General features: G+C 70.2%; 23 protein-coding genes. 11 read left to right on the top strand and 12 right to left on the bottom strand.

The genetic code is table 11. From position 1 onward, the window contains the following. Positions 1–3 precede the first annotated feature (3 nt). The 6 genes from ACIO3S_RS20365 to ACIO3S_RS20340 all read right to left on the bottom strand — a co-directional run bounded on the left by ACIO3S_RS20365 (position 4) and on the right by ACIO3S_RS20340 (position 6,824). Positions 4–501 (bottom strand): flavin reductase family protein, encoded by a 498-nt coding sequence (locus ACIO3S_RS20365; protein ID WP_160027116.1) that lies wholly within the window; start codon positions 499–501, stop codon positions 4–6. Next, on the bottom strand, positions 501–1,835 hold the full coding sequence (locus ACIO3S_RS20360; protein ID WP_350715224.1) for an MFS transporter: 1,335 nt from the start codon (positions 1,833–1,835) through the stop codon (positions 501–503). Before ACIO3S_RS20360 ends, ACIO3S_RS20365 begins: the two co-directional genes overlap by 1 nt. A gap of 9 nt (positions 1,836–1,844) precedes the next feature. Then, positions 1,845–2,993, bottom strand: a complete 1,149-nt coding sequence (locus ACIO3S_RS20355; RefSeq protein WP_400467441.1) for an LLM class flavin-dependent oxidoreductase — start codon at positions 2,991–2,993, stop codon at positions 1,845–1,847. A gap of 116 nt (positions 2,994–3,109) precedes the next feature. Further along, entirely contained in the window at positions 3,110–4,318 is a 1,209-nt protein-coding gene (locus ACIO3S_RS20350) for an SfnB family sulfur acquisition oxidoreductase (RefSeq protein WP_400467439.1), read from the bottom strand. Then, entirely contained in the window at positions 4,315–5,421 is a 1,107-nt protein-coding gene (sfnG, locus tag ACIO3S_RS20345) for a dimethylsulfone monooxygenase SfnG (protein WP_400467437.1), read from the bottom strand. The genes ACIO3S_RS20350 and sfnG overlap by 4 nt, the downstream gene beginning before the upstream one ends. Positions 5,422–5,582: 161 nt before the next feature. Next, a complete protein-coding gene (locus ACIO3S_RS20340; protein ID WP_350715217.1) occupies positions 5,583–6,824 on the bottom strand; it encodes an acyl-CoA dehydrogenase family protein in 1,242 nt (413 codons plus the stop codon). A gap of 145 nt (positions 6,825–6,969) precedes the next feature. On the opposite strand from ACIO3S_RS20340, the gene ACIO3S_RS20335 reads away from it, so the two are divergent. After that, the gene (locus tag ACIO3S_RS20335; RefSeq protein WP_160027104.1) at positions 6,970–7,899 is read left to right on the top strand and encodes a LysR family transcriptional regulator; all 930 of its coding nucleotides are present in this window, start codon (positions 6,970–6,972) and stop codon (positions 7,897–7,899) included. On the opposite strand, the gene hemE is transcribed toward ACIO3S_RS20335, so the two are convergent. Then, positions 7,878–8,960 (bottom strand): uroporphyrinogen decarboxylase, encoded by a 1,083-nt coding sequence (gene hemE / locus ACIO3S_RS20330; protein WP_400467434.1) that lies wholly within the window; start codon positions 8,958–8,960, stop codon positions 7,878–7,880. The genes ACIO3S_RS20335 and hemE overlap by 22 nt on opposite strands. 70 nt (positions 8,961–9,030) lie before the next feature. Between hemE and ACIO3S_RS20325 the strand changes: the two genes are divergently transcribed. Further along, positions 9,031–9,669 carry a DUF3000 domain-containing protein gene (locus ACIO3S_RS20325; protein ID WP_160027100.1) on the top strand — a complete coding sequence of 213 codons (639 nt, stop codon included), beginning with the start codon at positions 9,031–9,033 and terminating at the stop codon, positions 9,667–9,669. 58 nt (positions 9,670–9,727) lie between these two features. After that, positions 9,728–11,014, top strand: coding sequence for an HRDC domain-containing protein (locus ACIO3S_RS20320; protein WP_400467432.1), 1,287 nt, complete (start codon positions 9,728–9,730; stop codon positions 11,012–11,014). A gap of 85 nt (positions 11,015–11,099) precedes the next feature. On the opposite strand, the gene ACIO3S_RS20315 is transcribed toward ACIO3S_RS20320, so the two are convergent. The 4 genes from ACIO3S_RS20315 to hrpA all read right to left on the bottom strand — a co-directional run bounded on the left by ACIO3S_RS20315 (position 11,100) and on the right by hrpA (position 17,833). Beyond that, positions 11,100–12,431: an ABC transporter substrate-binding protein gene (locus tag ACIO3S_RS20315; protein WP_400467430.1), complete on the bottom strand. Its 1,332-nt coding sequence runs from the start codon at positions 12,429–12,431 to the stop codon at positions 11,100–11,102. A gap of 142 nt (positions 12,432–12,573) precedes the next feature. Continuing rightward, positions 12,574–12,984 (bottom strand): type II toxin-antitoxin system PemK/MazF family toxin, encoded by a 411-nt coding sequence (locus tag ACIO3S_RS20310; protein WP_378834412.1) that lies wholly within the window; start codon positions 12,982–12,984, stop codon positions 12,574–12,576. Between the two features lie 240 nt (positions 12,985–13,224). Continuing rightward, on the bottom strand, positions 13,225–13,821 hold the full coding sequence (locus ACIO3S_RS20305; RefSeq protein ID WP_400467428.1) for a hypothetical protein: 597 nt from the start codon (positions 13,819–13,821) through the stop codon (positions 13,225–13,227). Positions 13,822–13,933: 112 nt separating this feature from the next. Beyond that, positions 13,934–17,833, bottom strand: a complete 3,900-nt coding sequence (hrpA, locus tag ACIO3S_RS20300) for an ATP-dependent RNA helicase HrpA (RefSeq protein ID WP_400467426.1) — start codon at positions 17,831–17,833, stop codon at positions 13,934–13,936. Positions 17,834–18,006: 173 nt separating this feature from the next. Between hrpA and ACIO3S_RS20295 the strand changes: the two genes are divergently transcribed. The 5 genes from ACIO3S_RS20295 to ACIO3S_RS20275 all read left to right on the top strand — a co-directional run bounded on the left by ACIO3S_RS20295 (position 18,007) and on the right by ACIO3S_RS20275 (position 22,328). Beyond that, on the top strand, positions 18,007–19,011 hold the full coding sequence (locus tag ACIO3S_RS20295; RefSeq protein ID WP_400467424.1) for an alpha/beta hydrolase: 1,005 nt from the start codon (positions 18,007–18,009) through the stop codon (positions 19,009–19,011). 52 nt (positions 19,012–19,063) lie between these two features. Continuing rightward, on the top strand, positions 19,064–20,092 hold the full coding sequence (locus tag ACIO3S_RS20290; protein ID WP_400467422.1) for a helix-turn-helix domain-containing protein: 1,029 nt from the start codon (positions 19,064–19,066) through the stop codon (positions 20,090–20,092). Between the two features lie 35 nt (positions 20,093–20,127). After that, positions 20,128–20,319, top strand: coding sequence for a hypothetical protein (locus ACIO3S_RS20285; RefSeq protein WP_350840797.1), 192 nt, complete (start codon positions 20,128–20,130; stop codon positions 20,317–20,319). Between the two features lie 69 nt (positions 20,320–20,388). Continuing rightward, entirely contained in the window at positions 20,389–21,693 is a 1,305-nt protein-coding gene (locus tag ACIO3S_RS20280; RefSeq protein WP_400467420.1) for a citrate synthase, read from the top strand. After that, positions 21,690–22,328: an HAD-IA family hydrolase gene (locus ACIO3S_RS20275; RefSeq protein WP_400467418.1), complete on the top strand. Its 639-nt coding sequence runs from the start codon at positions 21,690–21,692 to the stop codon at positions 22,326–22,328. Before ACIO3S_RS20280 ends, ACIO3S_RS20275 begins: the two co-directional genes overlap by 4 nt. On the opposite strand, the gene ACIO3S_RS20270 is transcribed toward ACIO3S_RS20275, so the two are convergent. Continuing rightward, positions 22,325–23,572 carry an MFS transporter gene (locus tag ACIO3S_RS20270; RefSeq protein ID WP_400467416.1) on the bottom strand — a complete coding sequence of 416 codons (1,248 nt, stop codon included), beginning with the start codon at positions 23,570–23,572 and terminating at the stop codon, positions 22,325–22,327. The two genes, ACIO3S_RS20275 and ACIO3S_RS20270, sit on opposite strands and share 4 nt — an antisense overlap. A gap of 70 nt (positions 23,573–23,642) precedes the next feature. Here ACIO3S_RS20270 and ACIO3S_RS20265 point away from each other — a divergent pair, with 70 nt between their 5' ends. Genes ACIO3S_RS20265 through ACIO3S_RS20255 form a run of 3 tightly spaced genes read left to right on the top strand, consistent with a single transcriptional unit; the run spans position 23,643 to position 25,894 of the window. Next, complete coding sequence (locus tag ACIO3S_RS20265; protein ID WP_160027069.1) at positions 23,643–24,182, top strand: MarR family transcriptional regulator; 540 nt, start codon at positions 23,643–23,645, stop codon at positions 24,180–24,182. Between the two features lie 38 nt (positions 24,183–24,220). Next, entirely contained in the window at positions 24,221–24,493 is a 273-nt protein-coding gene (locus tag ACIO3S_RS20260; protein ID WP_400467414.1) for a hypothetical protein, read from the top strand. Between the two features lie 45 nt (positions 24,494–24,538). Next, on the top strand, positions 24,539–25,894 hold the full coding sequence (locus ACIO3S_RS20255) for a S1C family serine protease (protein ID WP_400467412.1): 1,356 nt from the start codon (positions 24,539–24,541) through the stop codon (positions 25,892–25,894). Positions 25,895–25,899: the final 5 nt, after the last annotated feature.

Raw genomic sequence — 25,899 nt, 5'->3', positions numbered from 1 at the left:
GGGTCAGCTGGCCAGCTTTCCGAAGTTGGAGCGGTGGAAGACGAGGGGTTGGCCGGCACCGTGGTCGGCGGCGTGGAGCTGGAGGAGTACGACGATGTGGTCGCCGGCCTCGACCTCGCGGTAGATCGTGCAGTCGAACTGCGCGAGGCCCTCGTCGAGGGTGAGGGCTCCGTCGAGGGACGAGCTGACCACGAGGCCGTCGAAGCGGGAGTCGACGGGGCCGGCGAGCTGGCGGCAGACCTCGCCGTGGTGCTCGGCGAGGACGGTGACGCCCAGGTGCGAGGAGCGCCGTAGGTCGGGCCACGTCTTCGAGGTCCGAGCCACGGAGAAGGAGACCAGGGGCGGGTCCAGGGACACCGAGGTGAACGACGACGCGGCCAGGCCGACGGGACGGCCGTCGACCACCGCGGCGACGGCCACCACCCCGCTGGGGAAGACTCCGAAGGCCTGCCGCAACGCGGCCGGGTCGAGATCCTGATTCGTACGCAGCGGACTCGTCATCACGCCACCACCTCTCTCGCAGGCACTGCCCGCGCCTCGTCCACCGCCGTGTCCCGCAGCCTCTCGCCACGGGTCTCCGGCAGCAGCCACATGCAGGTCAGACTGACCACGGCGACCACGACGTTGTAGCCGGCCACCCACCACAGCGAGCGGTCGTCGGAGAGCGCCACCAGGGCGGCCGCGATCAGCGGCGTCAGCCCGGAGGCCACCACTCCTGAGATCTGGTAGAGCGCATTCAGCGCGGAGAACCGGTAGCGGGTGTCGAACAGCTCGCTCCAGAACGCCGCCAGCGGACCGTAGACGGTGCCGTAGACCAGACCCAGGCCGCCGACGAAGGCCGCCACCGACGGCACCACCGCGCCGGACTGCACCGCGGCCGCGACCGGGAAGGCGATCACCAGCCCCAGAACGGCCCCGACCGTGTAGACCGGCCGCCGTCCGAACCGGTCGCTCAGCGCACCGGAGAGGACGGTCATGACCACCCCCAGCAGTGCGCCGGCCATGATCGCGTTGAGCACCACCGACCGGCTCAGCCCCGCATCAGCCACCGCGTAGGAGAGCAGGAAGACCGAGTAGAGGTTGTAGGTGAACCCCTCCACGAACCGCGTCCCCATCCCGAGCAGCAGCGTGCGCGGCTGACGCCGGAAGAGCTCCCCGACCGGCAGCTTGGAGACCTTCTTCTCGGCCTGCACCTCCTGAAACGAAGGCGTCTCCATGATCGAGAGCCGGATCCAGGCACCGATGGCGAGCAGCACGATCGAGATCAGGAAGCAGACCCGCCATCCCCACGCCAAGAAGGCCGCGTCGGGCAGCTGCGACGCCACCGCGAACGCCCCGGAGGCGAGCACCAGCCCACCCGGGACGCCGATGTGCGCGAAGCTGCCGTAGAGCCCGCGGCGCCCGGCCGGTGCGTACTCGGTGGCCAGCAGCACCGCGCCGCCGTACTCTCCGCCCACGCCGATCCCCTGCAGGATCCGGAGCACCACGAGCGCGATCGGAGCGAGCACCCCGATGGAGTCGTACGTCGGGAGCAGCCCGACCAGCGAGGTGCCCACTCCCATGATCACGAGCGTCCAGATCAGCATGGTCTTACGGCCGATCCGGTCGCCGAAGTGGCCGAAGATCAGGCCTCCGACGGGGCGGGCCAGGAACCCCACGGCGAAGGTGCCGAAGGAGGCGAAGGTCGCCGCGGTGCCGCTGAGCCCGTTGAAGTAGAGCTTGTCGAAGACGAGGCCGGCGGCGGTGCCGTAGAGGAAGAAGTCGTACCACTCGATGGTGGCGCCGACCGAGGCCGCCAGCGCCACCCGCTTCGGGTTGGCTGTCGCTGCAGACATGCCGACCCCCTACTGCGCCGCGGCACCGAACGGCACCGCTGCCCCTCGGCCGGCGACAGGAGCGGGGTGGGACCACAGTCCCCGGCGGGCGAGCTCGGGCAGGACGCCCTCGCCGAACCAGTAGGACTCCTCCAGGTGCGGGTATCCGGAGAGCACGAACTCAGAGATCCCGACGGAGTGGTAGGCCTCGATCAGGTCGGCGATCTCGGTGTAGGAGCCGACCAGTGCGGTTCCGGCACCACCACGGACCAGCCCGACGCCCGCCCACAGGTTGGGGTAGACCTCGAGCCCGTCGCGCGAGCCCTGGTTGAGCTCCAGCATCCGCCGCTGACCCTCCGAGACGCTGCGGGAGAGGCCCGCCTGGACCCGCGCGATGTCCTCGTCCGAGATGTTCTCCAGCAGCCGGTCCGCCTCGGCCCACGCGGCAGACGAGGTCTCGCGGGCGATCGAGTGCAGCCGGATCCCGAAGCGGAGTTCGCGGCCGCGGTCGGCGGCCAGCTTCTGCACCCGTCCGATCTTCTCCGCGACCGCGGCCGGCGGCTCACCCCAGGTCAGGTAGACGTCGGCGTGCTCGGCGGCGACATCCAGGGCCGCAGGCGAAGAGCCGCCGAAGTAGACGTCCGGGACCGGCGTCGGCCGCTGCTCGAGCCGGGCGTTCTCCACCGAGAGATGCTTCCCGGAGAAGGTCACCGTCTCCCCCGCCCACAGCCGGCGGACGATGTGCAGGAACTCCCCGCACCGCTCGTACCGCTCGTCCTTGGCCAGGAAGTCGCCGTACATCCGCTGCTCGTGGTCCTCACCTCCGGTGACGACGTTGAGGAGCAGCCGCTGCCCGGACAGGTTCTGGAAGGTGCCGGCCATCTGTGCGGCCAGGTAGGGCGAGACCGAGTCGGGCCGGAAGGCGACCAGGAACTTCAGCCGCTCCGAGAGGGAGCTGAGCATCGCGGTCGTCACCCAGGCGTCCTCGCACCACGCACCGGTCGGCGTCAGTGCCGCCTCGAAGCCGAGCTGCTCGGCGCTGCGGGCGATCTGGCCGAGGTAGGGCACCGTCGCCGGACGGCCCGACGCCAGCGCGCTGACGCCGTGACCGCCGCCGATCACGTGACGGCCGTCGCCGCCGTTGGTCGGGAGGAACCAGTGGAACTTGAGGGTGCTCACGACACCACCCCCGTCGCGCAAGCGCCATCGTACGGGCGCGGTGTCGTAGTGATATCTATGGTCGTTCGCTGACGCTCGCTCATTGCTGCTGCCTTTCGAGTGGGATGTAGGGGATGTCAGATCTGTCCGTGGCGCGGCGGCCGGGTGCCGTCGACGGCCCAGCGCCCGAGGTGCTGGACCTTCCAGGCGGCCGGATCGTGGAGCGTGTGGGTGCGCGCGTTGCGCCAGTGGCGGTCGAGGTTGGTCGACGTCAGAGCCGCCCGGGTGCCAGAGACCTCGAGCAGCCGGCTGGTGACGTCGACCGACACCTTCGCGGTCGACGCGCGGGCGGCCGCCACGGCCAGGCTCGCCTCCGCGGCCGACGGCTCGGTGAGGTCCGCGTCGGCCTCGTCCACGCGTCGCGCCGCCTCGGCGAGGAGCGCCTCGGCGCTGCGTACGGCCAGCTCCATCTCGCCGAAGGCCTGGACGACCAGCGGGTCCTGCGCCGCCGTCTCGGCGCCGGCGAGCGCGACGGCGTCGGCGTAGGGGCGGGACTTCGTGCGTACGAACTCGGAGGCCTCGTCCAGCGCGCGCCGGGCGATCCCGGCGTCGACGGCCGCGTGCAGCAGCTGGGCGAAGGCGCCGTAGGTCGTCGGCACGTCGAACGTGACCGAGAACGGCGTCACCCACTCCTCGGCCACGGCGACGTCGGTGAGGCGCACCGTGCCGGACCCGGTCGTACGCTGCCCGACGGCGTCCCAGTCGTCGACGATCTCGACGCCGGGAGTCTCGGTGCGGACCCAGGCCACCTGCAGCGGCCCGTCGACGTCACGCCGCGCGAGCACGGCGAGATAGTCGGCGAAGAGCGAGCCGGTGCAGTAGAACTTCTCGCCGTTCAGCAGCCACTCGCCCTCGTCCCGGGCAGGCGTGAGGGTCGTCCGGATGTCGCGCACGTGCTTGGTCCCGAACTCCGACTGCGCGTTGGCGACCAGCGCCCCGGCCCGCACCTCGCTGTAGATCCGCTGCTGCTGCTCGCGGGTGCCGTTCAGCCGGAGCTGGTTGAGGAAGACGAAGTGGCTGTGCGGCACCTGGCCGACGTTGGGATCACCCCACGAGACCAGCCGGAACACCTCCGCCACGGTCGTCGCCGGGAGCGCCGGACCGCCGAACTCGAGCGGGACGGTGAGCGCGCCGAGCCCGGCGGCGGCGTACGCCTTGACCTGGTCGTAGGGCAGCGCCCTGACCCGGTCGCGTCCGCCGTCGCCGAGCGCGAGCTCGTCGGCCAGCCGCCGCGCCACCAGCGGCGCGGTCTCGGCGTCGAGCCGGGCGATCTCCGTCGTGCTCAAGCCACAGGCTCCAGCTGCTGCGCCTCGAGCTCGCGCACGATCGGCAGGACGCGCTGACCGAAGTACTCCACGTCCTCGAGGTAGTGCAGGAAGCCGCCGAGGATCAGGTCGGCGCCGGCCCGCTTGAGCTCGACGATCCGCTCGGCGACCTGCTCCGGCGTGCCGATCAGCCCGGTCCGGAAGCCGTCGTTGTACTGCACCAGGTCCTCGAAGGTCGAGTCCTGCCACATCCCGGTCTTGTCGCCGGTGGACTGCCCGGCCTGCTTGACCGCCGAGCCGAAGCCCTCGACGGCCTCGCGGTCGGCCTTGTCGATGATCTCCCGGAGAGTGTCGCGCGCCTCCTTCTCGGTGTCGCGGGCCACGATGAAGCCGTTGATCCCGAACCGGACCCGCCGCCCCAGCGGGCCGGCGACCGCGTTGACGTCGGCGATCTGCGCGGCGAGGCCCTCGGGGGTGTTGCCGTTGGCGAAGTACCAGTCCGAGACGCGGCCGGCCATCGCCTTGGCGTCGGAGGAGTTGCCGCCCTGGAAGATCTCCGGGTGCGGACGGCCCTCGCTGGCCAGCGGCTTCGGCTTCAGGTCGAAGTCGTGCAGCCGGTAGAAGTCGCCGTTGAGCTCGGCGGCCTCACTCGTCCAGATCTCGCGGAGGTAGCGGATGAACTCCTCCGAGCGGCGGTAGCGCTCGCCGTGCTCGAGCCACGGCTCGCCGAGCTGGGTGAACTCGTTCTTGAACCAGCCGCTGACCACGTTGACGGCCGCGCGGCCGCCGGAGAGGTGGTCGGCAGTGGCCAGGAACTTGGCGAGTACGCCGGGCTGCCACAGCCCCGGGTGGACCGCGGCGATCACCTTGAGCCGCTCGGTGGCCAGCAGCAGCGCGAGGGAGAACGAGGTGGACTCGTGCTGGTAGGCCGCACCGTAGGAGGCCATGTAGCGCACCTGGGACAGGGCGTACTCGAAGCCGTTGTTCTCGGCCAGCTGCGCGAGCTTCTTGTTGTAGTCGTAGCTCCAGTCGGTGCGCTGCTCGATCTTGCTCACCACGAGGCCGCCGCTGACGTTGGGCACCCAGTAGGCGAACTTCAGGGGCTCGGTTGCCGGTGAAGTCATGCTGGTCTCCTTGGATCGCTAATGTCTACTAAACTTATCTGATTAAACGTGCGACGGGACCGGATCTCCCGATGTGGACCACCGGAAGACCCGATCCCGTGATAGGTGCCGCCTATCAGACGGCGACGGGGCGAGAGGCCCTGCTGATCACCGCAGGCGGCTCACGTGTACCAGGTCGGCGCGGGGATCTCGCCGAGCAGCGCGTAGCGGCCCACCTCGGCCCGCTTGTGCGCAACCGGGTCGTGCAGCGAATGGGTGCGGATGTTGCGCCAGAAGATGTCCAGGCCGACCTTGTTGGAGGTCGCCCGGGCACCGGTCAGGTCGTAGACCTTGGTGCCGATCTCCAGGCCGGCGTCGATCGCGACCTGCTTGGCCGCGGCGATCACGACCGCCGCCTCGCCGCGCTCCTGCTCGGTGACCTCGTCGGCGTGCGCATTGATGGCCTCGATCAGGCCGGCCGCCCGCTCGGCCAGCGCCTGGGCCGCCCACAGCTTCGAGGTCAGATCGCCGTACGTCTCCTGGATGTAGAACTCCTCGCTCCCCTTCTCCTTGACGTCTCCGGCGTAGGGCCAGGCGCGGGTCGTGTCGCGGGTGTAGGTCGCCGCGGTCGTCAGGGCGCCCTCCGCGATCCCGAGGTAGAAGTTGGTGAAGATGAGCTGGATGATCGGCACGTTGAGCGTGTTGTAGACCCGCGGGACGAACTCGTACGTCCCGTCCTCCTGCTTCACATAGCCGGCCGCCGACTCCCAGGGGACGCGCACGCCATTGATCTCGACGGCGCCGGACTCGGTGAGCCGCTGGCCCAGGTTGTCCCAGTCGCCGGCGAAGACGATCGCCTCCTGCTGGGTCGGGACGATCGCGAAGACATGCTTCTCGGTGCCTTCGATGACCCCCTCGAGGACGGTCAGGTCGGAGATCCGCCCGCCGGTCGAGAACGACTTGCGGCCGGTGAAGACGAGCTCGTCGCCCTCGACCCTGATCACCAGGTCGTCGTCGCGCGGGTTGACCGCGCCGCCGAAGAAGAAGTTGTTCTCGGTGTAGAGCTGCTCGACGGCGGCGATCTGCTCCGGGGTGCCGACCAGCCGCGCCGCCCAGGCCCACAGGTAGTGGTAGCCGAGCAGCTGCCCGATCGACCCGTCGCCCGCCGCGACCGCCCGGACCACGCGCAGCGCGGTCGTCCAGTCCTGGCCGGCACCGCCGTGCTCGGCGGGGCCGAGCAGGGTGACCAGGCCGCTCTCCTTGAGCAGGTTCACCTCGTACGTCGGGACCTGGTTGGCCCGGTCGCGGGCGACCGCGTCCACGGAGAGCCTGGTGGCCACCTCGCGGGCACGGTCGACCCAGCCCTCCGGTGTGGTGGGTGCCGCGCCGAACTCCGCGGCGTTACGTACAGCTTCGGTTGTCATCGCGCCCTCTCAGTCTTGCGTCGTGGATGTTTCTGTCTTTAATCGACCAAGTTACTTGAGAATGGACAGCGTGAGAGAGGCTGGACGCCAGCGATCACCGATCACCCGCTCGGGATGACCGATCACCGACCGACGAGAGGACAGCGTGAGGATCGAGCAGCTGGAGTACATCGCAGCCGTGACCCAGTACGGCTCGCTGCGCCGCGCGAGCGAGCAGCTCCACATCTCCCAGCCCGCCCTGAGCGAGGCGATCACCAAGCTCGAGCGCGAGCTCGGCGTGACCCTGCTCGACCGACGCCGCGCCGGGGCCCGGATCAGCCGCGAGGGCCAGGAGCTGCTGCACTCCATGTCCGACGTCCTGGAGGCCGTCGATCGCCTCCGCCTGGCCGCCGGCGACCAGAGTGCCGGGGTCAGCTCGGTGCGGGTCGGCACGGTTCACGCCGGCACCTCGACCGTGCTGCTACCGACGTTGCGGAGATTCGCCGACGAGCACCCGCGGACGAGCGTCGAGGTGCGCACCATGGTGCAGGAGGACATCTACCTCGCCCTCGCCGAGGGCACCATCGACATCGGCCTGGTCAACCTGCTCGACGGCGACGACCTGCCGCCGACGGTCGAGGGCACCGTGCTTCTCCACGGACGGCCGATCGTGGTGCTGCCCGCCGGCCACCCGCTCGCGTCCCGCGACGAGATCACCGTCGAGGAGCTCCGCGAGGAGCCGTTCGTCGGCATGCGCTCGGGCTACCTGATGTATCGCTTCGCCCACCGCGTCTTCGGTCGCGACCTCCCCCACCACTGGCACGCCACCGACGGCGCCGAGATGGGCAAGATGATGGTCGGCGAGGGCCTCGGGCTGACCCTGCTGCCCGACTACAGCGTCGTCGGCGACCCGCGCGAGACGGGCGGGCACATCACCGTACGTCCCCTCGCCGGGGACCGCTCCCGGGTGACGATGGTCGCGGCGCGACGGCACAACGCACGTACGACCTCGGGGGCGCGCAGCCTCCTCGACCTGCTCGCCGAGACGGCTGCCCGCTCTCAGCGTTCTCGGTCTCAGCCCTCGGCCGGCTCGTAGCTCTGCACGAACTCGGTGAGCCGGGCGAGCTGGTCGGGGTCGGTGGTCGGGATGACGCCGTGCCCGAGGTTGAAGACGTGGCTCTTGGCCGTACGTCCGGTCTCGATGATCTTCCCGGCCTGCTCGAGCATCACCTCGGTGGGCGCGAAGACGAGGGCGGGGTCGAGGTTGCCCTGGACGCCGAAGTCGTCGCCGAGCTGCCCGATCGCCCAGTCCAGCGGCGTACGCCAGTCGACACCGACGACCTCGGCGCCGGCGCTGCCCATCAGCGGGAGGAGCATGGCGGAGTTGACGCCGAAGTGGATCCGCGGGACACCGAGCTCGCCGATCCGAGACATCACCTGGGTGGAGTAGGGCAGCACGTGGCGCTCGTAGTCGGCGGGCGTGCAGGCGCCGGCCCAGGAGTCGAAGAGCTGCACCGCGGAGGCACCCGCGCGGACCTGGACCTCCAGGAACGCGCCCGAGATCCCGGCGATCTTGCGCATCAGGGCGTCCCACACGTCGGGGGCACCGAACATGAGCGCCTTGGTCTTGGCGTACTCCTTCGAGGGGCCGCCCTCGACGAGGTAGGAGGCGACGGTGAACGGGGCGCCAGCGAAGCCGATCAGCGGGGTGCCGCCGTTGATGCTTCCGAGCTCGCCGACCAGGTTCTGGACGGCCTCGGTGATGTAGGTGACGTGCTCTGGGGTCAGGTCCGGGATCGCCTCCACGTCGGCGAGCGTGCGCACCGGGTTCGCGATCACCGGGCCGACTCCGGGCTTGATGTCGAGGTCGACGCCGACCGCCTTCAGCGGCAGCACGATGTCGGAGAAGAAGATGGCCGCGTCGACCCCGTAGCGACGTACGGGCTGGAGGGTGATCTCGGTGATCAGGTCGGCGTCCTGGCAGGACTCCAGCATGCCGATGCCCTCGCGGACCTTGAGATATTCGGGCAGCGACCGGCCGGCCTGGCGCATGAACCACACCGGCGTACGGCTCGGCTTCTCTCCCCTGAGCGCCTGCAGGAACGGGGACGACGCGAGCGCGTCGGAAGGGTTCTCAGGAGGGTTCACGGCAGCCACTCGGCAATGGTCCCACCCGGCGCGGCGTGTACGCACATCGCGAATCGCGCAGAAGACATACCCTGTTCACATGGTCGTCCGTGGAGAGTCGCGTCCCGCCGCGGGACCGGAGACCGGTCCTGCCGTGTTCCGGTCCGCCGCGGAAGGGATGCGCGCCGCGACCTTCAGACCCGAGGTGCTGGCCGAGGAGATGCCGGCGCCCCAGCGGATCGCTCCGTACGCTGCGGCGCTGTCCGCCGAGGTGACCGTCGGCGACGTCGACGTGGCGACCGGACGGCTGATCCTGCTGCACGACCCCGACGGCAACGATGCCTGGGGCACGGTGCACGGACTGCCCGGCACTTTCCGGCTGGTGGCGTACGCACGGGCCGACATCGACGTCGAGCACATCAGCGACCCGCTGCTCGGTGAGGTCGGCTGGTCCTGGCTCCTCGACGCGCTCTCCGGTCACGGCGCCGAGCACGTCGCCGCCGCCGGCACCGTGACCCGCGTCGCCACCGAGGCCTACGGCGGGATGGCCGATGAGGACGGCACCGCGCAGATCGAGATCCGCGCCTCCTGGACGCCGGTGGGGACGGCCTCGGGCGACCTGGACCTGCGACCACACACCGAGGCATGGGGCGAGCTGCTCTGCACGGCCGCGGGACTTCCTCCGGTGCCGGAGGGCGTCACCGTCATACCGAGCCGGCGAGGGCAGCGAGGCGTGTGATCGAACGTCAGCGAGTGACCCATCGGGCCAACACGCCGCCGCGTCCGTATCATGGCGCATGCGCGACGGAGGTGGCGGCGTGATCGAGGACAACACCGAGGCCGAGACAGGGCCGGACACACCAGAAGATGCTCCGGCGCCGCTGCTGACCCTGCGCGACGGGTTGCCTCCGGTGACCGACACCGACGAAGGCCTGGTCAAGGCCGCCGCAGCCATCGCCGCCGGCTCGGGTCCGGTCGGGATCGATGCCGAGCGCGCCTCCGGCTACCGCTACTCCAACCGCGCCTACCTCATCCAGCTGCGCCGCGAAGGCTCCGGGATCTGGCTGATCGACCCGATCGAGCTGTCCACGATGCAGCCGCTGGTCGACGCGCTCGAGGGCACCGAGTGGATTCTGCACGCCGCCACCCAGGACCTCCCCTGTCTCAGCGACCTCGGCCTGCACCCCTCCGCCCTGTTCGACACCGAGCTCGCGGGGCGGCTTCTGGGCTATCCGCGCGTCGGGCTCGGCACCCTGGTCGAGACGGTGCTGGGCTTCACCATGCTCAAGGAGCACTCCGCGGCCGACTGGTCGACCCGGCCGCTGCCGGACGCCTGGCTCGAGTACGCCGCGCTCGACGTCGAAGTGCTCGTCGAGCTGCGCGACGCGCTGGCCGACGAGCTCGTCGCGCAGGGCAAGGAGGCCTGGGCCCGCCAGGAGTTCGACTGGCTGCGCGGGTTCGAGGCGCCGGTGCGTACGGATGCCTGGCGACGCACCTCCGGCATGCACCGCGTCCGCGGCCGCCGCGGTCTCGCCGCGGTGCGTGAGCTGTGGACCGAGCGCGACCGGATCGCGCAGCAGCGTGACGTCACCCCGAGCCGGATCATTCCCGATGCCGCGATCGTCGCCGCCGCGCAGGATCTCCCGCAGGACAAGGCCGCGCTGCTCGGACTGAAGGGGTTCCACGGCCGTGGCGCCGAGCGCTACGCGACCTCCTGGGTGAAGGCGCTCAACCGCGCGGTCACGATGGACGAGGACGAGCTCCCGGTGCGGTCGCCGCGCTCGGAGGGTCCTCCCCCGCCGCGCGCGTGGGCCGACAAGGACCCCACCGCCGCGCGTCGTCTCACGCTGGCGCGCGAGTCCGTCAACGCCCTCGCCGAGGCCCGCAACCTCCCCGCCGAGAACCTGCTCACTCCCGACTTCCTGCGCCGCGCCATGTGGACGCCCCCGAAGACCCGCGACCCCGGCGCTCTGCTCGACGGCATCATCGAGCTCCTCTCCGGCTTCGGCGCCCGCGGCTGGCAGATCGCCCTCACCGCCCCGCTCCTCACCGACGCCGTCCTCCACGCGGACATCGAACCCTGACCCGTACGTTGGCCGAGCCGTCACCTATGACGGCCGAGCTGGCATCGCCGTGACGGCTCGGCCGACGGGGGTGACGCCTCGGCAGCTAGGAGCTGGGTGAGATCGAGGGGGACGGGGAGGCCGGCGGCGTGGGCTGGGGGAAGACGGTCTTGGAGAGCTCGTCGATCTGGACCGCGTAGTCCTCGACCTGGTCGGGCTCGGTGACCGCGAAGGAGCCTCGGACCGCGACGGCGGCGACCTTCTGGAGCTGGGCGAGCTGGGTGGCCTCGGGGAGGACCTGCATGTCGCGCACGGTGTCGGTGAAGATCCGGGCGTTCTTGGGGTTGCGCTCGGGCTGGGTGAAGACCGGCGCGTAGCCGACCTCGGAGTTGACCGGCACGAAGTGGCCGGTGCGGACCATCTTCACGACCGACTCGGTCGAGATCAGGTAGGTGAGGAAGTCGGCGGTGGCGTCGGGGTCGGCGGTCTCCGAGCCCATGCACAGTCCGGCGTAGTCGCCGGTGGTGCCGTTGCCACCCGGCATCGGCATCACGTCCCACTCCATCGCGTCGGTCGCGCGAAGGTCCGAGACCAGTGAACGGTCACCGACCAGCGCCACCAGACGGCCCTGCTTGAAGGCCTGGAACGGGGTGCGGCCGTTGAGGTCCTTCGCGGTGGCCAGCACGTTGGGCTGGGTCAGCGCCTCGACCAGGTCCTCGTACGCCCCGGCCGAGTCCTCCAGCGCGGTGGACGTCGGAGCCAGCGGGTCGTCGAAGAGGGTCGCACCGGCGCCGGCGAGCCAGGGCATCAGCGCGGAGAGGTTCTGCTCGACGTAGGTGCCCCGGACACCCTTGTGGTGCTCGGCGGCGTACGACATCGCCGAGCTGAACTGCTCGAGGGTCCAGCCACGCAGGGAGCCGTCGGCCCGCACGCTGGGGGTGGGCAGGCCCTCCTCCTTCATGGCGTCGAAGTCGAGCAGCCCGGTGTTGACGTAGACGACCTGCGGCGAGACCGAGTAGGGCATGCACTCGAGGCGGCGTTCGACGGAGAAGTCCTCCATCGCCTCGCGGGAGTACTTGTCGCCGAAGTCGACGTTGCGGGCCTCGAGCAGGGTGTCGACGGGCTGGATCCGCTTGTCCTCGGCGAACGCGGCGACGTCGGCACGCGGGGTGAGCACCACGTCGACCTTCTCGCCGCTGTTGACCGCTGCAGTGAGCTGGTCGGCGGTCGGCCAGGACTTCACCTCGACGGTGACGTTGGGGACCTCTTGGGTGTATTCGGCGGCCAGCTGCTTGTAGGTGTCGACCAGCGTCTTGTGGCCGGAGACCCCGAAGACGAGCTTCACCTCGGCAGGGGCCTTCGTCGTGGTGCTCGGCGAGGGCTTCGAGGCCGGGTCACCACCACCGCAGGCGGCGAGGGACGCCGAGAGAACCGTCACCAGAAGCGCCGTTGCCAGCCGCGTGCGCCGCACCATTTCCTCCATCTCAACACCAGGACCGGGTCTGTGATGGAACCACAGACCCGGTTTACCAGCGATTCACTTTACGATACGTACCTGGACACTTCCTGAGAAGGCGGCCTCAGGCGAGGTGATCGCGTGCGGCCTTGATCACATCATCGAAGATTTCCTTGGCCAGCACATCGCCCTCACGGCGTACGTCTGCGGGATCCATCCGGATCAGCCGGTCCAGGCGCACCTCGGAGGGCCGCCCCTGGCGGTCCCAGCCGCCGGTGCCGACATCCATCCAGTGCCGCCCGTTCCGCGCCTCCTGCGCCTCGTCGCGGTCGTGGTCCTTGCTGGTCAGCATCAGGCACAGGAGTACGCCGGCCTTCTGGCCGATCACGAGGACGGGCCGGTCCTTGCCCTGGGTCTCGTCGTCCTCGTAGGGCACCCAGCCCCACACGACCTCGCCCGGGTCGGCGTTGCCGTCACCGATCTCGGGCTCGTAGGAGATGGCGCCCTCGCGCGGTGCGGGCTGGGTGTCGGTCACTTCGGCTCCTTGGTCGGTGGCTGGCGTCATGGCCACCCAGCCGAGGTGCACCGAAAAAGATGATGAACACGCCGGACCGGGAGCGCCTCACGGCGCAAGGCCGCTCGAAGCGGCTGAAGTTGGGACCCGGGGCTGCCGCAGCCCGACGTGTTCGGCACCAGTGTAACGGTGCCCCCAACCTCCTCCGCATCAAAGCGAACAGGAGGCTACAACCTATCGCTACGGGCCGTTCCTCTGCAGTCAGATCAACCGCTGCTCGAGCTCGGCATGACCCGCCGCCTCGAGCTGCTCGGAGAGCTGCAGCATGTTGCGTACGTCCTTCGCGGCCGCGTCCGGATCCAGGGCCGCCCGCCCGGCGGCGATGACGCGGGCGAACGCGGCGGCGCGGAGGAGCACGACGGCGAAGTCGCTGCCGGCGATGCCGCGCAGGACCTCGTCGACCATCGCCTTGAGCTCCTCCGGGCCCGGAGGATCCGCGACACCGGCCACGACCTGCGCGACCTGGGCCTTCGCCCGGCCGGCGTCGAACTCGCGCGCGGCGCCTACCGGGTCGGCGTAGACCCAGCTGCGGAGCAGGTAGAGGCGCCACAGGCAGCCGGCCAGCGACTCCGCCGGCGAGCTCGACCAGACCTCAGCGATCGTCTCGATGCCCTCGGACTCGGCCAGGTGGAGGATCCGCTCGGCGACCGCGGGGTCGTCGCTGTCCCGCGCGCCACGTACGAGGGCCGTCGCCGCCGCATCGGCCGCCTCCTGCACCAGGGCAGGGTCGTCGCCCCCGAGGAGGGAGTCGAAGAAGCCGTCCCCGGGACGCATCGGCGAATGGAACTCTCTGGACATCGGATTGAGCGTAGCGGCCGCCGCACGCATGTAACACGTCGTTCGGAGCACTACTCGCCCTATCGGATAGGGCGAGTAGTGCTACGAACGACGTGTTACACCCGCTCCGGCGCTACCCGAGCAGCTTGCGGATCCGCGCGTCGGAGACCTTCTCGGCGGTGCCGAGATGCTGGGCCCAGAGCTGGACGCGGTACTCCTCGAGCATCCACCGCACCTGCCGCAGCCGCGGACCGGGCGGCCGGCCCTCGGCCAGCGCCTCGACCTGGTGCAGGTAGGCGTCCTGGAGCGACGCGATCCGGTCGTGGGTCGTCCGGTCGGCGCGCAGGTCGGCGTCGAGCTTGCGGCGGCGTTCGACGATGGCCTTCAGATAGGTCGGATACCGCCTGATCTGCTGGGCACCCGCCTCCGCGACGAACCCACGGTGCACCAGCCGGGCGAGCTGGTCCTTCATGTCGGTCAGCGCCGGGAGCTGGAACATGTCGGCCCGCCCGGAGAGCGCCTTGTCGGTCTCGCGATACGCCTCGAGCGCCCGCATCACGTCGGCCAGGACCGCACGCACGGCCGCGACCAGGTCGGCCGGCGTGCCCGCGGCGGCCAGGACGGCGGCGTACGCCTCCTGCGTCCGCGGCAGCGGACGGGCATCGACCAGCTGGCGGACGACGGCGGCGCGGCAGTCCTCGACGAGCTCGGCGGCGCTGGGGTAGGGGGATCCGGCCAGCGCGAGCTTCTCCATGGTGGAGAGCCCGTCGACGACCTGCTTGGTGACGTCGGGCAGCGCCAGGAGCAGCAGGCGTACGACGCCGAGACGATGACGCGCCTCGGCCTCCTCCGCGGATCCGGCGACGACGAGGCCGACCGTCGCGCCTTCGTCGGAGAGGCACGGGAAGACCGTGACCTCATGACCGGCACGCTTCTCGGTCACCGTGGTGGCGATGTCACCGAAGACCCAGCTCGTCTCGCCGGTGCGGGTGTGACCGGCCGACGCCGCGACCTCGGCGATGGCCGCCTTGAACTCGCCCTCGAGCGGCGCCTTGAGCGCGTCGAGGTCCTTGCCCTTCGCGGTCTCCTTGCCGTCCTCGCCGACGACTCGGTAGGTCGGGCGCAGGTGCTCGGGCACCTTGGCCCAGTCCCAGGCCTCGCGAGGGATGTGTACGCCCGCGGTCGACCGCGCCCAGCGCTCCAGCGCGGTCAGCAGCGGCTCCTCCCCCGGCGGGGTCTCCTTCAGGAAGGCGCGCGCCTTGTCGGGAGCCGGCACGAAGCTGACCCGCAGCGGCTTGGGAAGCGACCGGATCAGCGCGGTCACCAGCTCCTCGCGCAGCCCCGGCACCAGCCAGGAGAAGTCGTCGGCGCCGACACGGTTGAGCGTGGCGACGGGTACGTCGATCGTCAGTCCGTCATCGGCCGCGCCCGGCTCGAAGTGATAGCTCAGCGAGAACGTGAGCGGTCCTGCGTCCCACTCGGCCGGGAAGTCGCTCTCGGTCACCTCCCCCGCGGCGTCGTTGGTGAGCATCGACAGCTCGAAGGTGAGCAGGTCGGGCGTCTCCCGCCGGGTCTGCTTCCACCACTGGTCGAAGTGGGCCCCGGAGACGATGGAGGCCGGCAGCCGGCGGTCGTAGAAGTCGAAGAGCGCGTGCTCGTCGACCACGATGTCGCGGCGCCGGGCGCGGTGCTCGAGCTCCTCGGCCTCCTCGACGAGCTTCGCGTTGTCGCGGAGGAAGCGGTGATTCGTACGCCACTCCCCGTAGACCAGGGCATGCCTGATGAAGAGCTCGCGGGAGAGCTCGGGGTCGATCTTGCCGAAGGCGACCGGACGGTCGGCGACCAGCGGCACGCCGTAGAGGGTCACCTTCTCCCGCGCCATCACCGAGGCACGCTTCTGCGACCAGTGCGGCTCGGAGTAGGTGCGTTTGACCAGGTCGCGACCGAGGCTCTCGGCCCACTCCGGCTTGATCGAGGCGTTCTGCCGGGCCCAGAGCCGGGAGGTCTCGACGAGCTCGGCGGACATCACGAACTGCGGGTTCTTCCGGTGCAGCGCCGACCCGGGGAAGATCGCGAACTTCGCGCCGCGGGCACCCTCGTACTCCCGCGGGCCAGGCCGACGTCGGTCCCGTCCTGTCGCGGCCTCGGCCTTCTTGTCCCGCACCTCGAGCGCCCCGATGTGCGAGAGCAGCCCGGAGAGCAGCGCCTGGTGGATCCCGTCGGCGTCGTACGCAGCCGAAGCGGAGCCAGAGGCAATCGACAGAGCGTCCTCGCCTGCGTCCTCGCCGGCTTCGATGACGTCGCGGTGTCCCTTGCCGAGGTCGATCTTCATCTCCCGGCACACCTGGCGCAGCTGCGACTCCAGGTCCTGCCACTCCCGGACGCGTACGTAGTGCAGGAACTCCCGCTTGCACAGCCGCCGGAACGCGCTGGAGGAGAGCTCGTGCTGCTGCTGCTTGAGGTAGCGCCACAGGTTGAGCCAGGTGAGGAAGTCGGAGGTCTCGTCCTTGAACCGCGCGTGCAGCTGGTCGGCCTGCGCCTGCTCCTTGGGGTGGTCCTGCCCCGGCCGCTCACGCGGGTCCTGGAGCGAGAGCGCGGCGGCGACGACGATGACGTCGCGTACGCACCCGAGCCGCTCGGCCTCGAGCACCATCCGGGCCAGCCGCGGGTCGATCGGCAGCCTGGCCAGTCGCCGGCCCAGCTTGGTCAGCCGCTGCCCCCGCATCGCGCCGAGCTCCTCGAGCAGCTGTACGCCGGCGGTGATGTTGCGCCGGTCCGGCGCCTCCACGAACGGGAACCGGGCGATGTCCCCCAGCCCGAGGGAGGCCATCTGCAGGATGACCGAGGCCAGGTTGGTGCGCAGGATCTCCGGGTCGGTGAACTCCGGCCGTCCGAGATAGTCGTCCTCGGAGTAGAGCCGGATCGCGATGCCCGCCTCGACCCGGCCCGTACGTCCCGACCGCTGGTTGGCCGACGCCTGCGAGATCGGCTCGATGGGCAGCCGCTGCACCTTGGTGCGGGCGGAGTAGCGCGAGATGCGGGCGACACCGGTGTCGACGACGTACTTGATCCCGGGGACCGTCAACGAGGTCTCGGCGACGTTGGTCGCGAGCACGATCCGGCGGCCGGTGTGGGGCGAGAAGACGCGGTGCTGGTCCGCGGCCGACAACCGCGAGAACAACGGGATGATCTCGACGAGACCCGTTCCGGAGCGACCCTTGTTCAGCCCGAGCGCATCGCCCAGAGCATCGGCCGCGTCCCGGATCTCCCGCTCACCCGGCAGGAAGACGAGCACGTCGCCGGGCCCCTCGGCAGAGAGCTCCTTGACCGCGTCGACGATGGCCTCGGTCTGGTCGCGGACGACGACCTCGCCCTCCTCGTCCTCCTCGGAGAGCTCCATCAGCGGCCGGTAGCGGACCTCGACCGGATAGGTGCGCCCGGAGACCTCGATGATCGGCGCAGGCTCACCTGTCTTCACATCGGAGAAGTGGGCCGCGAACCGCTCCGGGTCGATCGTCGCGGAGGTGATGATCAGCTTCAGGTCCGGCCGCCGCGGCAGCAGCCGGCGCAGGTAGCCCAGCAGGAAGTCGATGTTCAGCGACCGCTCGTGGGCCTCGTCGATGATGATCGTGTCGTAGCGGCGCAGGTCGCGGTCGCGCTGCAGCTCGGCGAGCAGGATGCCGTCGGTCATCAGCTTGATCCGCGAGGCGGCCGAGGACTTGTCCATGAACCGCACCTGATAGCCGACCAGGTCCCCGAGCTCGGTGCCCAGCTCGGACGCGATCCGCTCGGCCACCGAACGTGCCGCGATCCGGCGCGGCTGGGTGTGCCCGATCAGGCCGGCCGACCCGCGCCCGAGCTCCAGGCAGATCTTGGGCAGCTGCGTCGTCTTCCCCGAGCCGGTCTCACCGGCGACGATCACGACCTGGTGATCACGGATGGCCGCGGCGATGTCCTCGCGGCGCTGGGTGACCGGGAGCTCGGCAGGGTAGGTGATCGCCACGGAGACGGCGGCAGGCAGGTCGGAGGACATGAGGTCACCCATTCTCCCCCGGCGTGCCCCTCGACCGCACATCGGTTTCTCGCAGAGCCCGGCCCGCCGGATGGCGGGGGCAGCCGATGTGATTCCCGCCACAGGCCGGGTACCGTGACCGGCGGCGCCGGGAGGAGGCTGGATCCACCCCCGTTCACCGAAGGAGCACCCCCATGACCGAGCAGACCGCCGACCAGATCTTCCCCGAGACCCCCGTCCGACCGCCGTTCGATCCCGAGCTCGTGCCGGTCCTCGAGGCGGTACGCCAGGCCCTCCCGACGTTCACCGCGGAGAACCTCGCCGCGGTGCGGCAGCAGACCGCCGAGGGCTTCCCCGGCATGGACCCGGTCGACCTGACCGTCGGCGGCGCGGTCCAGGTCGAGGAGCGGCAGGTCCCCGGGCCCGAGGGCGCTCCGGACATCACCCTGCTGATCCTGAGGCCCACCGCCGAGGGCGCCCCGCGGCCGGCGGTCTACCACACCCACGGCGGCGGCATGGTGGTCGGCGACCGCAGCTTCGGCGTGGAGACCTTCCTGCCGCAGGTGGCCGAGGGCAACGCCGTGGTGGTCTCCGTCGAGTACCGCCTCGCACCCGAGCACCCGGACCCGGCTCCCGTGGAGGACTGCTATGCCGGCCTCGTCTGGACCGCGAAGAACGCCGCGGAGCTCGGCATCGACCCCGAGCGCATCATCATCGCGGGCGCCAGCGCCGGTGGGGGTCTCGCCGCCGGCACGGCCCTCCTTGCCAGGGACCGGGCCTTCCCGAGGCTGAGCCACCAGATCCTCATCTGCCCGATGCTCGACGACCGCCTCGAGACCCACAGCAGCCGCATGCTCGACGAGGAGGGGGTCTGGGACCGCAACTCCAATCTGTTCGGCTGGACGGCCCTGCTCGGCGAGCGCCGCGGCGGGCCGGACGTCTCGCCGTACGCCGCGCCGGCACGTGCCGAGGACCTCACCGGCCTCCCGCGGACCTACATCGACACCGGCTCGGCGGAGTCGTTCCGCGACGAGACGCTGACCTATGCCCGCCGGCTGTCCGAGGCCGGTGTCAGCGTCGACCTCCACATGTGGGGCGGTGGGTTCCACGGGTTCGACCTGGTGGCCGGACACACGGCGCTCTCCCGCGCCTCGGTCGCGACGCGTGAGGAGTTCATCCGCAGAGCACTCGAGGCCTGATCCCCTGGCCCGCTCGCGTCCCGTGGGCGATAGTGGCGAGGGGAGGTTCCAGGTGCGAGATCTGATCGGCAAGCTCGAGGTGGTCGATGACGACACGGCCAGTGCGCTGCGCGTCATCGACCACTTCGACCGGCTCGTGGACGAACGGACGTCGACCGCCGCGGTCGTGCGCGCCGCGGCGGCGCTGGCCGGCTCCCCCGCGGGACTCCACGACGCCGCGCGGGGCCTCGTCAAGCGGTTCGCGGCCGACGGCCGCGCGCTGGCCGGTGAGGCCGAGGGCAACTGGCGCCACGAGCCGATCCCCGGGCAGCCCGGCTCCTGGCTCTGGCTCGAGCGCACCGGGGGCGACGGCCCGCTCGACGCGCTCATCCTCGAGCGTGCCGCCCGCGCCCTGCAGGCGCTCAGCACGGGCTCGTCCGATCCCTCGACGAGCGGGCTGGTCAGGATCGCGTGCGACCCCGACGCGACCGACGCCGACCGACGCGACGCGGTCGCCCGGCTCGGCCTGAGCGGCCCCATCACGGTCGTGCTGAGCACCTCGGCCCACCTGCGAGCGACACTGATCAGCACCGTCGGCGCCCTGGTGGTCGCGCTGCTTCCCGGCACGCCCTCCATCCCGGAGGGCGTCCGCGCCGGCGCCGCCGTCGCCCCCGACCCGCTGCAGCTGCCGACCGCGCTGGAGCAGGCACGTACGGCCCTCCGGCTGGCTGCCGACGTCGGCGGTCTCGCGCCCGCGATGGTCCGCTACGACGACCTCGGGGCACTTGCCGTCATCGCCGAGCGGATCAGCGCCGACGAGGCGGCGGGCGTGGGCGACGTACGACGCTTGGATGAGCTGCTCGCTGGGCATCCGTGGGTCGTGGACACCCTCCACGCGGTGCTCGACCAGCCGAGTCTGAGGCAGTCGGCCGCGATGCTCCATGTGCACCATTCGACGCTGCAGGAGCGGCTGACCTGGCTGAGTGGACAGCTCGGCTACGCGCCCACCAAGGGGCGTGGACGGCAGCGCGCGGCGGTCACGCTGCTGCTGTGGCGTGTGGCTCACGGCACCGAACAGCAGGTCGTGGGCGATCCGCACTAGGCGGGTCTTGGTCCGGGCACCTAGATTATGTCCCCATGACCGGGGAGCCGAGCGAGACCGAGGTCCAGGATGCGCTGCGTGCGCTCCGAGGAGAGGACGACACCCTCAACGAGCGGTCGGTGCAGACCGCTCTCGACCTCCATCGGCTGCGCGATGCGCTGACCCGGTTCGGCGACGACGAGCCGTCCAGCGACACCAAACCGGCGCGGGACAGGTTCCGACTCTGAGTCGAAATCGGCCAATGGGTGGGACGCCGAGTTACGTAGGGGATTTCAAGAGGGTTACCGTTGCTGATCGTGACCGAATCTCTAACAGTGCGTGACAACCGCACCGGGGTGGAGTACGACATCCCGATCACCGACGGCACCATCCGCGCCGCCGACCTGGGGAAGATCAAGGCCGCTGACCCGGCCACCCACGAAGAAGGTCCTGGCCTGGCCGTCTATGACCCCGGCTTCGTCAACACCGCTTCCTGCCGATCTTCCGTCACCTATATCGACGGTGACAAGGGCGTGCTCGAGTATCGGGGCTATCCCATCGAGCAGCTCGCCGAGAAGTCGAGCTTCCTGGAGGTCTCCTATCTCCTGGTCCACGGCGCGCTGCCGACCAAGGAGGAGTACGACGCGTGGGTGCACGAGATCACCTTCCACACGTTCGTGCACGAGAACATCAAGGAGTTCATGCAGGGCTTCCGCTATGACGCCCACCCGATGGGCATGCTCATGGCGTCGGTCGGTGCGATGTCGACGTTCTACCCGGACGCCGCGAACATCTCCGACCCCGACAACCGTCGCCTGCAGATCATCCGACTGATCGCCAAGATGCCGACGCTGGGTGCGTGGGCGTTCCGGCACGCGCAGGGCAAGCCGTACGTCTACCCGGACAACGACCTGTCCTACACCGGCAACTTCCTCTCCATGCTCTTCAAGATGAGCGAGAGCAAGTACGCCTCGGACGACCGCATCGAGAAGGCGCTCGACACGCTCTTCATCCTGCACGCCGACCACGAGCAGAACGCCTCGGCCAACGCCGTCCGCAGCGTGGGCTCGACCCAGGTCGACCCCTACTCCTCGGTGGCTGCCGGCGTCGGCGCCCTCTTCGGCCCGCTCCACGGCGGCGCCAACGAGGCCGTGCTCCGGATGCTGCGCCGCATCGGCAAGGTGGAGAACATCCCCGCCTTCATCGAGGGCGTCAAGGCCGGCAACGAGCGGCTGATGGGCTTCGGCCACCGGGTCTACAAGAACTACGACCCGCGCGCCACGATCATCAAGCAGCAGGCGCTCAACGTCTTCGAGGTCACGGGCACCAACCCGCTGCTCAACATCGCGATGGAGCTGGAGAAGATCGCGCTCGAGGACGAGTACTTCGTCAAGCGCAAGCTCTACCCGAACGTCGACTTCTACTCCGGCCTGATCTATGAGGCCCTGGAGTTCCCGCCGGAGATGTTCACCGTGCTGTTCGCCATCGGGCGCACGCCGGGCTGGCTCTCCCAGTGGCTGGAGCTCGTCCAGGACAAGGAGCAGAAGATCGCCCGTCCGAAGCAGATCTACACCGGCGAGCGCGGACTCACCTTCGTCCCGCGCGACGTTCGCTGGAAGTGACCGTCCCCGGCACGCAGACCCCGTCCACCCCCGTGGTGGACGGGGTTGTCTGGGATTTCGGGAACGTCCTGATCCGGTGGGACCCGCTCCCGGCGATCGCGGCCGGAGTCGGGGACGCCGATGCCCGCAGGTTCATGGAGTCCTTCGACTTCGGGTCGTGGAACCACGTCCAGGACGCCGGCCGCACCTGGGCCCAGGCGCTCACGGTGCTCGAGGAGGCGGCGCCGGAGTGGCTCGCGGCCGGAGCGGCGTACGTCGACAACTTCCCGCTCTCCTTGCTCGGCCCGGTCCCCGGCACCCATGAGATGGTCCGCGAGCTCGCCGCGGCCGGGGTCCCCCAGCTCGGACTGACCAACTGGTCGGCCGAGCTCTATCCGCACGCTCCGGCGACGTACAACGTGATCGAGCTGCTCGGCGACGTCGTCGTCTCCGGCGAGGTGCGCCTGGCCAAGCCCGACCCGGCGATCTACCGGCTCGTCGCCGAGCGCGCCGGGATGCCGCTGGAGCGGCTGGTGTTCATCGACGACAGCGTCGCCAACGTGGCCGCCGCCGCAGCGCTGGGCATGCAGGCGATCCAGTTCACCGGGGCCGAGAAGCTCCGCAAGGACCTGGTCGCGCTCGGCCTCCCGCTCTAGACCTGGTCGGGCGCGCGCTCCAGACGGCGTACGCCCGCGAAGGAGAACGACAGCAGAGCACTGCCGGAGATCACCGCGGCGACCACGAGTAGCCAGGTGTCGAAGCCCACCGCGACAGCGACCGGGCCGACGAGCGCGAGCCCCACGGGGCGGGCGACGAACGAGCCGACGATGTCGAAGGAGTAGACCCGGGAGAGCTTCTCCTCGGGGATCTCCTGCTGGATCGCGATCTGCCAGAAGATGTCGAAGACCTGCAGGCCGAACCCGTGCAGGAACGCGCCCAGGAGGATCGGCCAGAGCGTGTCGGAGACCGCCATCGAGATCGGGAAGAGACCGGTCATCGCGAGGAAGAACACGCCCACCGAGAGCAGCCGGCGCGGGCGGAACCTCAGGCAGAACAGGCCGCCGACGAAGAAGCCGGCCATCAGGGCGGCGAGCGCGAAGCCCCACGACGCCCGGCCGATGCCCTCGCCGACCACGATCGGGCCGAGCACGCTGTGCGCCCCCGACCAGAACAGGTGGTAGAGCAGCGCCTGCAGAATGAGGAACCACAGCCACGAGTGCCGCATCACCTCGCGGAAGCCCTCGGCCAGGTCGCCGAGCATCGACGCCTTGTGGGGCGGGCGCTCATGGGGCACACGCATGCCGGCGTATGCAACGGCCGCGACGGCGAAGGTGAGCGCGTCGACCGTGATCGCCCAGCCGGGACCGACGGCCGCGACGAGCACCCCGCCGAGGGCGTAGCCGATGGTCGAGGCCGTGGTCTGGAGCAGCGACCGGAGCGAGACGGCGGCGCCGAGATCCTCCGCGGGCACGACGACCTTGGTCATCGCCATCGCTGAGGGCTGGTTGAGCGCGGCGACGATGCCCGCGAGCCCGCCCATCACCGCGATCGACGGGATCGTCGCGATCCCGAGGATCACCGTCGCAGCCAGTGCACCGGTCACCACGGCACTGATCGCGGCCGTGCCCTCCATCATCACCTTGCGCGAGACCCGGTCGCCGAGCACTCCCCCGGCCAGCGTGGTCACCACCTGGCAGGTCGCGAAGACGGCCTCCACGATGCCCAGCTGGGTGACGGTCCCGCCGAGGTCGAGCACCGCGAACGCCAGCGCGATCGGCGTGATCGCGTTGCCCAGCGACGAAGCCGCCGTCCCGGTCACGAGCCGGCGGAAGTTGCGGTGCCTCAACGGCGACCGACGCTGGGTCGGTGGCGGGCTTGGCGGTTCGGTCGTGGCGGTCATGATCCCAAAGTACTTCGCCGACGAATTATTCGTCAACGAATTATCAGCGAGCGAAGGGTAAGGTCGAGCCATGTCCGACCCGAGACCCTCCGACACGTTCGACGGCGACCTCAACGAAGACGCTGCCGACCGTCACGTCGCCCGCTGGCGTGACCACTGGATCGACATCGACTTCGACGACGAGATCGAGGCGATCACCGTACGCATCGGCCGCATCTCGAAGTTCTTCAACGACGCTCGTGCCGACGCGGCGAGCGCGGTCGGGCTCGCCGACTTCGAGTACATGACACTGCACGAGCTGATGATCCGTGACACCCCTGGACACGCCTCCCCCACGACGCTCGCGAAGGATCTGGGGATCAGCCCGGCCGGGATGACGGGCCGGCTCGACAGTATGGAGAAGGCCGGGTGGGTGCGGCGGACGGCCTCGGTGGAGGACCGTCGCAAGATCAGCGTCGAGGCGACGAAGGCCGGCATCGAGATCTGGCGACGGGCGATGGACCTTCGGGGCGAGGCCGAGACCAGACTGCTGGAGACGCTGAGCCCGGAGCGGCGTACGGAGCTGGCGGCTCTGCTCAAGCAGGTGACCCTGCGGATCGAGGCCGAGTAGGGCTGCGCGAATCTGCGTACGCCGACCAGCCTGGAGGCATGACCACCACACCTGAGACCAGACCCTTCCGCTTCGGCGTCGTCGCGGCTCAGGCGCCCACGGGCGCCGCCTGGAGCGACCTCGCCCGCCGCGTCGAGAGCGCGGACTACGACACGCTCGTCATGCCGGACAACGCTGGGCCTCGGCGCCGGGCGCCCCGACTCGGCCCGGGAGAACGCGATGCTGGGGCTGGGCTTCGACCGGCCAGGCGTACGCGTCGACCGGCTCGCGGAGCCGATCGGATCCTGAGGCATCTCTTCGAGACCGCATAGCCCAGTCTCAGCAGGTTCACAGCGACGCTGAGCACACTGAATGACATGACCGAACCCACTCCTCAGCAGCAGCCCGGTGGGACCCCGCCGCAGTGGGCACCCCCGGGTGCCGACGCAACCGCGACGCCTCCGCCCCCCGCCGCTCCGACCACCCCGCCTCCCGGGGTGGCTCCGACCGCAGTCCTGTCGACGGCCCCGGCGGCCCTCGCCACGACCCCCAAGCCGAAGACGCGCCGGGCCACGCTCGCCGCCACGGCACTCGTCGGCGCCCTCGTGCTCGGCGGCGGTGCCGGCTTCGGTGGCGCGGCCCTGTTCTACTCAACCCAGGGGGACGGCGCCCGGAACGGCGGCAGCTCGGCGACCGGCTCCCAGGTCGTCGACAGCAACGCACCTGAGGGCACCGCCGAGAAGGTCGCGGCCAAGGTGCTGCCCTCGGTGGTCAAGATCGAGGTCTCTGGCCAGGCCGGCAGTGGGTCGGGTTCGGGGATCATCCTCTCCTCCGACGGGCTGATCCTGACCAACAACCACGTCGTCGACCTCTCCTCCGAGAGCACCCAGGAGACCAACCCCGGATTCCCCGGCTCGCCCGACCAGGACCAGGACCAGGGGCAGGAGCAGCAGCAGGGCTCCTCGATCACCGTCGACTTCAGCGACGGCACCTCGGCCTCGGCCAAGGTGGTCGGCACCGACCCGCTCACCGACACCGCGGTGATCCAGGCCGAGAACGTCTCCGGCCTCACCCCGGCGACGATCGGCAAGTCCAGCAACCTCGTGGTCGGGCAGGACGTTGTCGCGATCGGGTCCCCGTACGGCCTGGACTCGACCGTCACCACCGGCATCGTCAGCGCCCTGGACCGCCCGGTCAACGTCGGTTCGGACTCCTCCGGCAACGCGACCGTCTACCCGGCGATCCAGACCGACGCCGCCATCAACCCCGGCAACTCCGGTGGGGCGCTGGTCGACATGAACGGCAACGTCGTCGGCATCAACGCCTCGATCAGGTCCAACTCCTCCTCCAGCGAGGAGGCCGGCTCCATCGGCCTCGGTTTCGCGATCCCGATCGACGAGGTGCTCCCGATCATCGACCAGCTCAAGGCTGGAGACGAGGCCACCCACGCCCGGATGGGGATCTCGGTGGGCGACAGCTCCGCAGCCCAGTCCGGTGAGAACACCGTCACCGGTGCCGTCGTGCAGGAGGTCACCGCGGACAGCGCCGCCGAGAAGGCCGGGCTGAAGAAGGGTGACACGATCACCAAGGTCGACGACCACCAGATCAACGGCTCCGACTCGCTGGTCGCCACGGTCCGCTCCTATCGCCCCGGCGACGAGGTCGAGGTGACCTGGTCTCGCGACGGCAAGGAGCAGAGCGCCAAGATCACCCTGGACTCCGACGCAACCTGATCTCC

The organism is Nocardioides sp. NPDC087217 (assembly GCF_044744805.1).
Classification (GTDB): Bacteria; Actinomycetota; Actinomycetes; order Propionibacteriales; family Nocardioidaceae; genus Nocardioides.
This window is presented reverse-complemented; position numbering and strand designations above follow the sequence as displayed.

Coding starts and splice junctions, on each gene's coding strand:
- ACIO3S_RS20365 (WP_160027116.1), bottom strand. CDS start 501: ATGACGAGTCCGCTGCGTACGAATCAGGATCTCGACCCGGCCGCGTTG.
- ACIO3S_RS20360 (WP_350715224.1), bottom strand. CDS start 1,835: ATGTCTGCAGCGACAGCCAACCCGAAGCGGGTGGCGCTGGCGGCCTCG.
- sfnG (WP_400467437.1), bottom strand. CDS start 5,421: ATGACTTCACCGGCAACCGAGCCCCTGAAGTTCGCCTACTGGGTGCCC.
- ACIO3S_RS20340 (WP_350715217.1), bottom strand. CDS start 6,824: ATGACAACCGAAGCTGTACGTAACGCCGCGGAGTTCGGCGCGGCACCC.
- ACIO3S_RS20325 (WP_160027100.1), top strand. CDS start 9,031: ATGGTCGTCCGTGGAGAGTCGCGTCCCGCCGCGGGACCGGAGACCGGT.
- ACIO3S_RS20320 (WP_400467432.1), top strand. CDS start 9,728: ATGCGCGACGGAGGTGGCGGCGTGATCGAGGACAACACCGAGGCCGAG.
- ACIO3S_RS20305 (WP_400467428.1), bottom strand. CDS start 13,821: ATGTCCAGAGAGTTCCATTCGCCGATGCGTCCCGGGGACGGCTTCTTC.
- hrpA (WP_400467426.1), bottom strand. CDS start 17,833: ATGTCCTCCGACCTGCCTGCCGCCGTCTCCGTGGCGATCACCTACCCT.
- ACIO3S_RS20295 (WP_400467424.1), top strand. CDS start 18,007: ATGACCGAGCAGACCGCCGACCAGATCTTCCCCGAGACCCCCGTCCGA.
- ACIO3S_RS20285 (WP_350840797.1), top strand. CDS start 20,128: ATGACCGGGGAGCCGAGCGAGACCGAGGTCCAGGATGCGCTGCGTGCG.
- ACIO3S_RS20270 (WP_400467416.1), bottom strand. CDS start 23,572: ATGACCGCCACGACCGAACCGCCAAGCCCGCCACCGACCCAGCGTCGG.
- ACIO3S_RS20265 (WP_160027069.1), top strand. CDS start 23,643: ATGTCCGACCCGAGACCCTCCGACACGTTCGACGGCGACCTCAACGAA.
- ACIO3S_RS20260 (WP_400467414.1), top strand. CDS start 24,221: ATGACCACCACACCTGAGACCAGACCCTTCCGCTTCGGCGTCGTCGCG.
- ACIO3S_RS20255 (WP_400467412.1), top strand. CDS start 24,539: ATGACCGAACCCACTCCTCAGCAGCAGCCCGGTGGGACCCCGCCGCAG.